The organism is Delftia acidovorans NBRC 14950, assembly GCF_001598795.1.
Classification (GTDB): domain Bacteria; phylum Pseudomonadota; class Gammaproteobacteria; order Burkholderiales; family Burkholderiaceae_C; genus Comamonas; species Comamonas acidovorans.
Window position 1 is genome coordinate 20,307 of sequence record NZ_BCZP01000032.1, and the last position, 11,469, is coordinate 31,775.

An 11,469-nucleotide genomic window follows, 5' to 3' on the forward strand; every position below is an offset into this window, starting at 1 on the left:
CACCCCACGCACGCGAAGGCCTGCCATGTCACACGCTTCCGCTCCCCTGCCCGGCGCCGCACAGGCTGCCGTGGACCCGCGCCAGTTCAAGAGCTTTGCCGAGTTCTATCCGTTCTACCTTCAGGAACACAGCAACCGTACCTGCCGGCGCCTGCACTTCGTCGGCTCCACGCTGGCGCTGCTGTGCCTGTTCGCGCTGTTCCTGACCGGCAATTTCGGGTTCCTGCTCGGCGGCCTGCTGTTCGGCTACGGCTTTGCCTGGATAGGGCACTTCGGCTTCGAGAAAAACCGGCCCGCCAGCTTCAAGCGCCCGCTGTACAGCTTTCGCGGCGACTGGGTGATGTGGCGCGACATCCTCACCGGACGCATTGCACTCTAAAGCGCCGCGCCGGGCACTACGGCCGGGGCCGGCTCTCCAGCAGGCTGGCCAGCGTCATGCCCGCCAGGCCCGTGCGCTCCCACAGCGGCTGCACGGCCGCGGAAGGCGCCAGCAGCAGGCGTTCGACCAGGGGGGCCAAGGGCGTGTGTTGCGGGTCCACCAGCAGCATGTAGCGGGGCTCGGTGCCCTCGCTGCCCGCCGCAACGCCAGGCGCCTGCACCGTTCCCACCCAGTCGAGCACGGACAGCGCCTGCAGCACCGGATCGATCTGCTGCCAGTCCACATGCAGGCGTCGTGCCAGATCGCTGGCATACAGGCCCTTGGCGGGCGACTCGCGCTCCTGCTCCAGGTACTGCAGGATTTCCACGGCCATCTCGAACTGCCAGCCCTGCTGTCCGGGCATGCGCTGCACGCCGGCCATGACGATGGGCAGATACGCGGTGACCACGGCGCCCAGCAGCACGATGATCCAGGCCATGTAGATCCAGATCAGCAGGATCGGCAAGGTGGCAAAGGTGCCGTAGATGACCGAATAGGTAGGCACCGAGGCCAGGTACAGGCCCAGCGCCTTCTTGGCCAGCTCCATGCAGGTGGCCACGAACAGGCCGCCCACCCAGGCATGGCGCCAGCGCACCGCCGTATTGGGCACGTAGTGGTACAGGCCCGCCATGCCAGCGGCCAGCGCCAAATACTCGATGGAATCGAAGATGAAGCGCAACCCCTCGGGCAGCGCATTGACCAGCCCGCGCGAGGCCGACATCACATAGGACGACAGCACCAGGCTCAGGCCCAGCACCAGCGGGCCCAGCGTGATCGCGGCCCAGTAGATCAGCACGCGCTGGCCCAGCGGCCGCAGCTGGCGCACGCGCCAGATGTTGTTGAGCGTGCGGTCTATGGTGAGGATCAGCGCGACCGCCGTGATCACCAGAATGGAAAAACCGGCCATGCCCAGCTGGCTGGCCTTGGAGGCGAACTGCGTCAGATAGCCCAGCACCTGGCGCGCAATGGTCTCGGGGATCAGGCTGTCGATCAGCCAGCGCTCCAGCACGATCTGCACGCGCGAGAAGATGGGAAACGCCGTGAACAGCGCCAGCGCCACCGTGAAGAACGGCACCAGGGCCAGCACCGTGGTGAAGGTCAGGCTGCTGGCGGTGACGCCCAGCCGGTCCTCTCGAAAGCGTTCGCGCAGCGTGTGCGCGGTATTGCGCCAGGGAAAGCAGCGCAGGCGCTCGCGCCAGGATGGGGGCACCACAGGCTCGGGCCGCTCCATCAGCGAAAGGCTGCGCTCCTGTTCGGGCGCGGGCAGTGCAACGGCACCGTCCTCCAGGCCACCGGCAGGCTCCTGCCCGGGGCCGCCGCTCATCGCCATATCTCCGCTGCAACGCGCGTGCCTGAAACGGGAACGCGCGTGACCATCCAAGCAATCACATGTTCAAAGGACAAGACCATGGCCGATATGATGCCACCCCGATGACTGATTCCATTTCTCGCCCCGGCGCCGATGTCGCCGCCACCCGCTGGCTGGCGGTCTCCAGCCTCATGGGCCTGATCGTGCTGAGCCTGGCCTGGGAACTGTGGCTGGCGCCCATGCGGCCAGGGGGCTCCTGGCTGGTGCTCAAGGCCCTTCCGCTGGCGATTCCGCTGATCGGCCTGCTCAAGCACCGCATGTATACCTACCGCTGGGTCAGCCTGCTGGTGTGGATCTATTTCACCGAGGGCGTGGTGCGCGCCTGGAGCGACCCGGCGCCCGGCCGCTGGCTGGCGCTGCTCGAAGTTTTCCTGTGCCTGATGCTGTTCACCGCCTGCGCCCTGCATGTGCGCTGGCGCCAGCGCAGCGCGCGCCGCGCGGCCCAGGCGGCCGGCGGCTGAGTCCCCGTTTTCATGCCTTCACGTCTTTGAAAGAAGTTGCAACATGACTGCACTGCTTGAACGCCTGCGCCAGATCGTCGGCGAAGCCCATGTCCTCACCGAGGGCGACCTCGTGGCCTATGAACAGGACTGGCGCCGCCGCGTGCGCGGCAAGTCCCTGGCCGTGGTACGCCCGGCCAGCACGGCCGAGGTGGCCGCCGTGGTGCGCGAATGCGCGGCCGCGGGCACCAGCATCATTCCCCAGGGCGGAAACACCGGCCTGTCGGTGGGCTCCACGCCGGACGACAGCGGCACGCAGGTGGTGCTCAGCCTCACGCGCATGAATGCCGTGCGCAACATCGACCGCGACAACCTGAGCTTCACCGTCGAGGCAGGCTGCATCCTGCAAAGCCTGCAGGAGCTTGCCGAGAAAGAGGGCCTGCTGTTCCCGCTGTCGCTGGCCGCCGAAGGCAGCTGCACCATTGGCGGCAACCTGGGAACGAACGCGGGCGGCACCCAGGTGGTGCGCTACGGCAACACGCGCGAGCTGTGCCTGGGCCTGGAAGTGGTCACCCCGCAGGGCGAGATCTGGGACGGCCTCAAGGGCCTGCGCAAGGACAACACCGGCTACGACCTGCGCGACCTGTTCATCGGCAGCGAAGGCACGCTGGGCATCATCACCGCCGCCACCATGAAGCTGTTCCCCCAGCCTGCGGCCCAGCTCACGGCCTTCGCCGCCGTGCCCTCCATGGAAGCGGCCGTGCGCCTGCTGGGCATGGCGCACCAGTACCTGGGCGCGGGCCTGACGGGCTTCGAGGTCATGGGCCAGTTCGCGCTGTCCCTGGTGATCAAGCACATGCCCCAGCTGCGCGTGCCCTTTGCGGGCCTGGACGGCGCGCCGCCCTATTACGTGCTGGTCGAGAACTCGGACAGCGAGTCCGAGCAGCATGCGCGCGAGCGTTTCGAGGCGCTGCTGGAGCTGGCCTTCGAGGACGGCTGCGTGCTTGACGCCGTGGTGGCCGAAAGCCTGTCGCAGGCCCATGAGCTGTGGCACATCCGCGAAAGCATTCCGCTGGCCCAGGCCGAGGAGGGCCTGAACATCAAGCACGACATCTCCATTGCGGCATCGCGCATTCCCGCCTTCGTCGAACACACCGATGCCGTGCTGCAGCGCGAGATCCCGGGTGTGCGCCTGGTCAACTTCGGGCACCTGGGCGACGGCAACCTGCACTACAACGTGCAGGCGCCCGAGGGCGGCGACGCCAAGGCCTTCCTCAATGAGCGCGAGCACCTGGTCAACCACCTGGTCTACGAGGCCGTGGCCGAATTCGGCGGCTCGTTCTCTGCCGAGCACGGCGTGGGCGCGCTCAAGGTGGACAAGCTGGAAAAGTACCAGTCGCCCGTGGCCCTGGGCATGATGCGCGCCATCAAGCAGGCATTGGATCCTCAAGGCCTGATGAATCCCGGCTGCATCCTGGCGCGCGCCTGATCGGGCAGCGCCGGCTTTTCAGGAACGGGCAGGGCTGCAGCGCGGCGCTGCCCGTTCTTGCATTCAAACGCCGTCAGGTGCGGCCAAACTCGGCCAAACTCGGCCCGGTGCGGCCAGGCGCAGATCAGGAAGCGGGCTTGTTGCTCTCGACCACGGCAAAGGATTTCTGCACCTGGCTGGGCCAGGCGATGTCGGCACCGGCCGCGTCGGAGAAGTCGGTCTGCTTGCCATCGGTCAGCAGCCACACGCGCAGTGCGTTGCGCGCGGGATCGATCACGATGGCTCCCATCTCCTCGCCGCCCTGGTGGGGGCGCAGGCCGACGATGCTCCACACATCGCCTTCCTTGGTCAGCGGGCCCACGGTGCGCATATTGCTCAGCAGGGTAGGGTAGCTGGTGCCCAGCAGCGCCTTGAGCCGCTCGGCCAGCACGCCTTGCTCCAGGTAGTTGGTGCCGTCATAGGGGTACTTGCCCAGGTACTCGGCCAGGCTGTCCAGGCCGGGCTCCCCCGCCTTGGCGGTGGACGGCAGGCGCGTGCGCTCGGGAAAGTTCAGCGTCAATGCGGGCGCGGGCGCGGCCACATCGAGTGCCACGGACTGCACGGCCTTGGGAGTGGGAACGGTGGGAGAGCGCGGATCACAGGCTGTCAGCGCCAGCATGGCGGCACCCAGTGCGATTCCGGCCTGCCAGGGGGAGAGCATGGAAGACATGCGCAAGCTCCTTGTCAAAGCGGATGCGAAAAAACCATGGCGCCGGTGTGAAAGCCCAGGCAAGACACCGGCGCCCGTCGGCAGTCATTTTCGCACCGGGGGTTGCAAACCTTGTTTCGAGGGGCATGGATACCGTCGGACAAGGCGCCGTATTCATCAAGGGATAATCCCCGCCATGAACATGACTGCCGCGCCCCGCCCTGCCCGCTCACAGTACGAAGATTTCATGCGCCATGTCTACGAACATGGCGTGTCCAAGACCGACCGTACCGGAACGGGTACGCGCAGCGTGTTCGGGCACCAGATGCGCTTCGATCTGTCCGAAGGCTTTCCGCTGGTCACCACCAAGAAGGTGCACCTCAAATCCATCATCCTGGAACTGCTGTGGTTCCTGCGCGGCGACAGCAACGTGCGCTGGCTGCAGGAGCGCGGCTGCACCATCTGGAACGAATGGGCACGCGAGGACGGCGACCTGGGCCCGGTCTACGGCGTGCAATGGCGCAGCTGGCCCACGCCGGACGGCGGCCACATCGACCAGATCGCCGAAGTGGTCAAGCAGCTCAAGAGCAACCCGGACAGCCGCCGCATCATCGTCAGCGCCTGGAACGTGGCCGACCTGCCGCAGATGGCGCTCATGCCCTGCCACGCCTTCTTCCAGTTCTATGTGGCCGACGGCAAGCTCAGTTGCCAGCTGTACCAGCGCAGCGCGGACATCTTCCTGGGTGTTCCCTTCAACATCGCCAGCTACGCATTGCTGACCCACATGCTGGCCCAGCAATGCGACCTGCAGGTGGGCGACTTCATCTGGACCGGCGGCGACTGCCATATCTACAACAACCACTTCACCCAGGTCGAGACCCAGCTGGCCCGCCAGCCCTTCGCCTACCCGACGCTGCAGATCAAGCGCCGGCCCGACTCCATCTTCGGCTACGAGTACGAGGATTTCGAGGTCGTCGGCTACCAGCACCACGAGCCCATCAAGGCCCCCGTGGCCGTCTGAGGCTGCAGAAAGACCCGTCCGATGGCCATCCATCTCATCTACGCACGCGCCGCCAACGGCGTCATCGGCAAGGACAATGCCATGCCCTGGCACCTGCCCGAGGACCTGGCGCACTTCAAGCAATTGACCCAGGGCTCGGCCGTGGTCATGGGCCGCAAGACCTGGGACTCGCTGCCGGCCCGCTTCAGGCCGCTGCCCGGGCGCACCAACATCGTCGTCACGCGACAGGCGGACTGGGCGCCCGAGCCGGCCGCCCCCGGCGTGCTGCATGCCACCAGCCTGGAGCAGGCCATGGCGCTGGGCCTCCAGGCATCGGCCGACGTCTGGGTCATGGGCGGTGCCCAGATCTACGCCCAGGCCCTGCCGCTGGCCGACAGCATCGAGGTGACCGAGATAGAGCGCGACTACGAAGGCGATGCCTTCGCCCCCACGCTCGGCCCCGAGTGGCAGGAAGCGTCACGCAGCCGCCATGTGGCCGCCAACGGGCTGCCCTACAGCTTTGTGCGCCTGCAACGACGCTGACATACCCCTGTCGCACACGGGGCTGGCGGGCGCGGCGGGTCTGTGCAAATAATGTCGTTTTTCCACGCCTTCGCCGTCTTTCGCGCCTCTTCGCCATGAGCCTCGTCCAGCCCTTGCCCCCCGGTCCGCTCGACATCGTCGGCGACATCCATGGAGAGTCCGAGGCGCTGGACCAGCTGCTGGGGCACCTGGGCTACGACGCGCTGGGCCGCCATCCCCAGGGTCGGCGCCTGGTCTTCGTCGGCGACTTCTGCGACCGGGGGCCCGACAGCCCGGGCGTGCTCGCCCGCGTCGTGCCCATGCTGGAGTCGGGCCATGCGCTGGCCGTGCTCGGCAACCATGAAATCAACCTGCTGCGCGAGGATGCCAAGGACGGCTCCGGCTGGTTCTTCGACAGCCGCGTGGCCTCCGATACGCCCAAGTACGCGCCGTTCGCGCGCATGCCGCTGTGCGATATCCCTGACACCCTGGCCCTGCTGGAACGCCTGCCCATTGCCATGGAGCGCGAGGACCTGCGCGTGGTCCATGCGGCCTGGCGCCCGCAGCAGATCGCCATGGCGCGCGAGCTGCCGCTGGGCAGCGCACGCAGCGCCTATGACCACTACGAGGCCCTGGCCGCCCAGCAGGCCCAGGTCAACAAGGTGGCCGAGCGCATGCGTGCCGAACGCCAGCAATGGCCGCATGACCTGGAAGACCGCAACTGGCTGCCGCCCTTCCTGCCCGCGCACAGCGAGAGCGAACTGGCCAAGGCCATGGTCAATCCGCTGAAGGTGCTGACCTCGGGCGTGGAGCGCGAATGCCGCAATCCCTTCTACGCGGGCGGCAAGTGGCGCTTCGTCGAGCGCGTGGCCTGGTGGAACGAATACGAGGATGCCCAGGCCGTGGTCGTGGGCCACTACTGGCGGCGCCTGAACCGGGGCGGCCCGTCCTTCCACGGCGCGCAGGCCGAGAACCTGTTCGGCCAGACCGGTCCGCTGTCCTGGCACGGCCGGCGCGGCAATGTGTTCTGCGTGGACTACTCGGTCGGCGGCCGCTGGAACGCCCGCCTGGCCGGCGAGGACCCGCAGCAGCGCTTCAAGCTCGCCGCCATGCGCTGGCCAGAGCGCCGCCTGGTGTTCGACGACGGTGCCCAGGCGGACAGCGAGGAGTTTGGCGTTACGGCGGCCGCTGCCGCATAACACGCGCTAGATCCGCGGCGCGTAGCGCAGCGTCAGCAACAGCGACCTGGGCGCACCGTAGTAGTTGTTGCCCGACACCGTGTTGTAAGAAGGCACGTAGTAGCGCTTGTCCAGCAGGTTGCTGACGTTGAGCGCCACGCTCAGCTCGGGCGAGACCTGGTAGGCCACGCGTGCATTCCACAGCGCAAAGCCTGCCAGGCGGAAGGCGCGGTCGGAGCTGAGGGTGTCGGTCTGCGCATTCACGCCCGTGCCCACCGTCCAGCGGCCCAGCTCGCCCGGCAGGCGGTAGCTGCCCCACAGGCGCAGCATGTGCCGGGGCGTCCAGGTGTTGAAGATCTGGCCCTGGTAGTCGGGGTCGGACAGGTAGCGCGTGGTGTTGTAGGTGTAGCCGGCCGCCAGTTCCAGGCCTGTGGCGACCTTGCCGGAGACCTCGGCCTCCAGGCCCTGGCTGCGCACCTTGCCCGAGGAGCGCGAGCAGTACCAGTCATCGCATGCAAAGCCGCTGTCGTAGTCGTTGACGGCGCGGTTTTTGTGCTCGTAGCGGAACACGGCCAATGCCATGTTCAGGCGGCCGTCGGCCATCTCGCCCTTGATGCCGGCCTCGTAGTTGCGGCCCTGCACCGGCTTGATGAGGTCGCCCTGCACGGTGCGCGCGGTCTGCGGCTCGAAGACGGTGGAGTAGCTGCTGTACAGCGACCAGGTGTCGTTGAGCGCATAGACGGCACCCGCGTAGGGGATGAAACGCCCCGTGGTCTTGCTGGTGGAAGAATCGCCCGATTGCGCGCGGTAGGCGAAGTCATTCCAGCCCAGGCGCCCCCCGGCGATCAGCGTGAACGCCTGCGTGGGCCTGACACGCCAGGTGCCGTACAGGCCCTTTTGCGTGATGTCGTAGTTGCTGCGCACATCCGCGCCACGCGCGGCGATGCTTTCCATGTCCTGCCAGGGGCGGTTGTGGTCTATATCGAAGATGTTGCCGCCCGCGGTCCAGGCGCGCACGAAGCGGTCGCTGGTGGTGTAGCCAGCGTAGTTGGCGCCCAGCAGCACTTCCTGCTCCATGCCCAGCGCCTTGAAACGGCCCGACAGCGACATGTCCAGGCCGCGCTGCTGGTTGTTGAAGTCCACGCCGAAATCGCCGTAGCTCATGCCACTGCCATCGGGCTTGATAGGGCCCACGGCGCGCTGGTGCACGTTGGTGTTCTTCTCGTTCATGGCCATGCCCACCATCTTGAAGCGCCAGTCCGCATTGAAGCGGTGTTCCAGGTCGGCGAACAGCATGTTCTGGTCATTGCCTGCGCGGTTCCACATGGCGCCTGTGTAGGTGGAGCGCGGCAGGCCGATGTCGCTGCCGTCGGCAAAGCGCGGCAGGCCCACGATCATGGGGCGCGAGCGGCTGTGGCGCTGCCCCACGGCCAGGCCCACCGTGGTGCTGGCGCTGATGTCGTAGTCCAGCGCCGCGTAGATGTTGCGCGTGCGGTCGCGCGTGTATTCGGTGAACCCGTGGCTGTAGTCCCCGTCCAGCACCACGCGGCCGCGCAGCGTGCCTTCGGCATTGAGCGGCGTGCTGGCATCCATCTGCAGGCCGTAGTGGTCATGGGAGCCGAGCTTGCCAGTGAAGACCACGGAGCGCTCGCGGCCCGGGCGCTTGCGCACCAGGTTGATCGCGCCGCCGGGGCTGCCCGCACCCTGCAGCAGGCCGGCCGCGCCGCGCAGGATTTCCACGCGGTCATAGAACACCAGCGACTCCTGCTCCCAGTTGCCCAGGCTGTAGGTATTGCGCGTGAACGGCAGGCCGTCGTACTGCAGCGAGTCCACCGCAAAGCCGCGCGCATTGATGGCCAGGCCTGCGCCCACGCCCTGCACAGCCACCATGCCGGTGGCGTTGTGGATGGCGTCGGGCAGGCTGGTCATGCCCTGGTCGTCCATGCGCTGGCGCGTGAGCACGCTGACCGATTGCGGAATGTCCTTGAGCGCCTGCGCGGTCTTGCCCAGCGTGACCGTGCCACTGGTGTAGGAGTCCGAGCCTTCGGTGACGCCGTCACGGATGCGCGTGTCGGTCACCATGACGGCCGGCAGGCCCGCCTCTGCCCCAGCGGCGGCCTGGCCGCGCGATGTGCGCACCTCGGGCAAGGGGCGCAGCGCATAGCCGCCATTGGGCTGCGCATGGGCGGCCAGCCCCGTGCCGGCCAGCAGCGCATCCAGGGCCGCAGGCGCTGCATGGTTTCCACTCAGGCCCGCGCTGCGCCTGCCCGTGATGTCGGCCGCCGTGTACGACAGCATGACGCGGCTTTCCTGGGCGAAGCGGGCCAGCGCGCCCTCCAGCGGGCCTGCCGGTATGGCGTAGCTGCGCACTTCGGAGGGTGACTGGGCCTGGGCCTGCGCGGTTTGCGGCGCAAGGGCTGCGCTGACGGCGCACAGCGCCAGCGTGGTGCTGGCAGCCAGTGCCAGCGAATGGCGCCGGAAGGCCGGTGCCGCAGTGTGAGCAAGTCGTTGGACCATGAAATATCTCTTCCCTGAAAAGTGGCTTCTTCAGGACTTGCCACGCGAGAAAAGAAAACACCTCATGCCAACGGGTCCAGGCATCAGTCAAATTGCAACAATTCGCAACAACAACCATCCGACCTGTCTTGGCTCATGTCCGGTTCTGCCGGGCGCGCACGGTCAGCCAGTAGCGGCCAAAGCCGGTGAGCTCGATGGGCTGGGTGCGCACCAGCATGTCGAGCACGCGGTCGGTCTCGTCCAGCGGATACATGCCCGAGACGCGCAGCGAGGCGAGCGCGGGATCGCAGGCCAGGCGGCCCCTGCGGTGGCGCGCCAGCTCGGCAATGAAGTCGGTCAGCGGCATGTCCCGCGCGGCCAGCAGGCCTGTGCTCCAGGCGGCGGCCAGTTCGTCGGCGGGCTGGGGCGCGTCCACGGCAAGGCGGTCAAAGCCGGCCTGCTCGCCCGCGGCCAGAATGCGCACGGCCTGCGGGGCGTCGGCCGGCCGCACCTCGACCGCGCCCTCATAGACGGCCACATGGCTGGCGCCATCGCGCTGGCGCACCGCAAAGCGCGTGCCCAGCGCACGCAGCCGCCCTTGCGCGGTTTCAACCAGAAAGGGGCGGGCCTGCGGGTCGCTGGCCGTGGTGACCAGCACCTCGCCGCCCAGTAGCCGCAGCAGGCGCTGGCTGGCGTCAAAGCGCACGTCGATGGCGCTGGCCGTGTTCAGGTGGATGCGCGTGCCATCGGCCAGGGTCAGTGCCTGGCGCTCGCCGGTGGCCGTGCGGTGGTCGGCCGACCATTCGCGCCAATCGCCGCGTTGTAGCCACCAGGCGCTGCTGCCCGTGAACGCGGCCAGGGCCAGCAGCTTCATGGCCTGGCGCCGGCCGCGCGCACGGCTGCGGCGCGGCTGCAGCGCCCCATGCGCCAGCGGTGCGGGCAGATCGCGCAGGTGCAGGCCGCAGGCCTCGATGTGCCGCCAGGCGCGCTCATGGTCGGGATGATCGGCACGCCAGCGCCGCCACGAGGCCTGCGTGTCCTCGCCGGCATCGCAGGCCTGCAGGGCCACCAGCCATTGCACGGCCTGCAGGCTCACGGCTTCTGAAACGGGTGGGCCTTCAAAAACGGGCAGGCCGGTGGATGCGTGGCGGAATTCGGTCATGGGCTGGCGCTCAGCCGCCGAAGAAGCAGCAGTGCGCGGCCTTGGCGATATGGCGCTGCACGGTGGCCAGCGACAGCTGCAGCTCGGCCGCGATGTCGGCCTGCTTCATGCCGTCGAGCTGCGACAGCAGGAAGGCACGGCGCACGGGCAGCGCCAGCGTGTCCAGGCGGCGGTCCAGCTCGACCAGCGTCTCCAGCAGGATGGCGCGCGTCTCGGGGCCCGACACCTGCGGCTCGGGCAAATGCGCCAGCGTGGCCAGGTACGCCTCTTCGATTTGCCTGCGCCGCATGAAATTGGCCACCACGCCCTGCGCCACCGTGGTCAGAAAGGCACGCGGCTCGCGTGCGGCAATGGGCTCGCCGCGCGTGAGCAGGCGCATGAAAGTGTCCTGCGCCAGATCGGCGGCCTCCGTGGAATTGCCCAATCGCCGCCGCAGCCAGCCCTGGAGCCAGCCATGGTGGACGCGGTACAGCGTATCGACCTCTTGGTGCAAAGCGGCGGGGGCGGCGGGCAAGACAGGCTCCTGGTGCGGCAGCACGTGCAGGCGTGCGCCACATGAATGAGAAAGATTCTCATTCTATAAGGATTAGGCCTTGATGCCCTCCCCTTCGCAAACCGGCGCGCTCCAGAACCAGAGACACCGAGGAAGAGCCGCCTCGCACCGAGAGTGTCGTCCCCCTTCAGGGGGAAGGCGCGCAGCGCCTCAG

At 67.8% G+C, this 11,469-nt stretch carries 11 protein-coding genes; 6 read left to right on the forward strand and 5 right to left on the reverse strand.

Features of this window, described 5'->3' with window-relative positions; translation table 11 throughout:
* The first annotated feature begins 25 nt into the window (after positions 1–25).
* Positions 26–379, forward strand: a complete 354-nt coding sequence (locus DA1_RS26135; RefSeq protein ID WP_034396202.1) for an Mpo1-like protein — start codon at positions 26–28, stop codon at positions 377–379.
* 16 nt (positions 380–395) lie between these two features.
* Here the strand turns inward: DA1_RS26135 and DA1_RS26140 are convergent, their stop codons facing one another.
* Positions 396–1,742: a YihY family inner membrane protein gene (locus DA1_RS26140; protein WP_013801433.1), complete on the reverse strand. Its 1,347-nt coding sequence runs from the start codon at positions 1,740–1,742 to the stop codon at positions 396–398.
* Between the two features lie 107 nt (positions 1,743–1,849).
* Here DA1_RS26140 and DA1_RS26145 point away from each other — a divergent pair, with 107 nt between their 5' ends.
* Positions 1,850–2,248 carry a DUF2069 domain-containing protein gene (locus DA1_RS26145; protein WP_016451330.1) on the forward strand — a complete coding sequence of 133 codons (399 nt, stop codon included), beginning with the start codon at positions 1,850–1,852 and terminating at the stop codon, positions 2,246–2,248.
* 43 nt (positions 2,249–2,291) lie between these two features.
* Positions 2,292–3,716 (forward strand): FAD-binding oxidoreductase, encoded by a 1,425-nt coding sequence (locus DA1_RS26150; RefSeq protein ID WP_034396203.1) that lies wholly within the window; start codon positions 2,292–2,294, stop codon positions 3,714–3,716.
* A gap of 124 nt (positions 3,717–3,840) precedes the next feature.
* Here the strand turns inward: DA1_RS26150 and DA1_RS26155 are convergent, their stop codons facing one another.
* Complete coding sequence (locus DA1_RS26155) at positions 3,841–4,425, reverse strand: Ivy family c-type lysozyme inhibitor (RefSeq protein ID WP_034396206.1); 585 nt, start codon at positions 4,423–4,425, stop codon at positions 3,841–3,843.
* Positions 4,426–4,606: 181 nt separating this feature from the next.
* Here DA1_RS26155 and DA1_RS26160 point away from each other — a divergent pair, with 181 nt between their 5' ends.
* The 3 genes from DA1_RS26160 (at position 4,607) to DA1_RS26170 (ending at position 7,125) form a co-directional block, all read left to right on the forward strand.
* Positions 4,607–5,425, forward strand: coding sequence for a thymidylate synthase (locus DA1_RS26160; protein WP_505538461.1), 819 nt, complete (start codon positions 4,607–4,609; stop codon positions 5,423–5,425).
* Positions 5,426–5,446: 21 nt separating this feature from the next.
* Positions 5,447–5,947, forward strand: a complete 501-nt coding sequence (locus DA1_RS26165; protein WP_034396210.1) for a dihydrofolate reductase — start codon at positions 5,447–5,449, stop codon at positions 5,945–5,947.
* A 95-nt stretch (positions 5,948–6,042) separates the two neighbouring features.
* The gene (locus tag DA1_RS26170) at positions 6,043–7,125 is read left to right on the forward strand and encodes a metallophosphoesterase (RefSeq protein WP_034396211.1); all 1,083 of its coding nucleotides are present in this window, start codon (positions 6,043–6,045) and stop codon (positions 7,123–7,125) included.
* 6 nt (positions 7,126–7,131) lie between these two features.
* Here DA1_RS26170 and DA1_RS26175 read toward each other — a convergent pair whose 3' ends face one another.
* From DA1_RS26175 to DA1_RS26185, 3 genes are all read right to left on the reverse strand, one after another.
* On the reverse strand, positions 7,132–9,621 hold the full coding sequence (locus DA1_RS26175) for a TonB-dependent siderophore receptor (RefSeq protein ID WP_051940939.1): 2,490 nt from the start codon (positions 9,619–9,621) through the stop codon (positions 7,132–7,134).
* A gap of 133 nt (positions 9,622–9,754) precedes the next feature.
* Complete coding sequence (locus DA1_RS26180) at positions 9,755–10,762, reverse strand: FecR domain-containing protein (protein ID WP_034396214.1); 1,008 nt, start codon at positions 10,760–10,762, stop codon at positions 9,755–9,757.
* Positions 10,763–10,772: 10 nt separating this feature from the next.
* Positions 10,773–11,276 (reverse strand): sigma-70 family RNA polymerase sigma factor, encoded by a 504-nt coding sequence (locus tag DA1_RS26185; protein ID WP_034398850.1) that lies wholly within the window; start codon positions 11,274–11,276, stop codon positions 10,773–10,775.
* Positions 11,277–11,469 lie beyond the last annotated feature (193 nt).

What these genes read in the sequence shown, in the direction of transcription:
- DA1_RS26140 (WP_013801433.1), bottom strand. Translation starts at nt 1,742, where the DNA reads ATGAGCGGCGGCCCCGGGCAGGAGCCTGCCGGTGGCCTGGAGGACGGT.
- DA1_RS26160 (WP_505538461.1), top strand. Translation starts at nt 4,607, where the DNA reads ATGACTGCCGCGCCCCGCCCTGCCCGCTCACAGTACGAAGATTTCATG.
- DA1_RS26170 (WP_034396211.1), top strand. Translation starts at nt 6,043, where the DNA reads ATGAGCCTCGTCCAGCCCTTGCCCCCCGGTCCGCTCGACATCGTCGGC.
- DA1_RS26155 (WP_034396206.1), bottom strand. Translation starts at nt 4,425, where the DNA reads ATGTCTTCCATGCTCTCCCCCTGGCAGGCCGGAATCGCACTGGGTGCC.
- DA1_RS26165 (WP_034396210.1), top strand. Translation starts at nt 5,447, where the DNA reads ATGGCCATCCATCTCATCTACGCACGCGCCGCCAACGGCGTCATCGGC.
- DA1_RS26145 (WP_016451330.1), top strand. Translation starts at nt 1,850, where the DNA reads ATGACTGATTCCATTTCTCGCCCCGGCGCCGATGTCGCCGCCACCCGC.
- DA1_RS26175 (WP_051940939.1), bottom strand. Translation starts at nt 9,621, where the DNA reads ATGGTCCAACGACTTGCTCACACTGCGGCACCGGCCTTCCGGCGCCAT.
- DA1_RS26150 (WP_034396203.1), top strand. Translation starts at nt 2,292, where the DNA reads ATGACTGCACTGCTTGAACGCCTGCGCCAGATCGTCGGCGAAGCCCAT.
- DA1_RS26180 (WP_034396214.1), bottom strand. Translation starts at nt 10,762, where the DNA reads ATGACCGAATTCCGCCACGCATCCACCGGCCTGCCCGTTTTTGAAGGC.
- DA1_RS26135 (WP_034396202.1), top strand. Translation starts at nt 26, where the DNA reads ATGTCACACGCTTCCGCTCCCCTGCCCGGCGCCGCACAGGCTGCCGTG.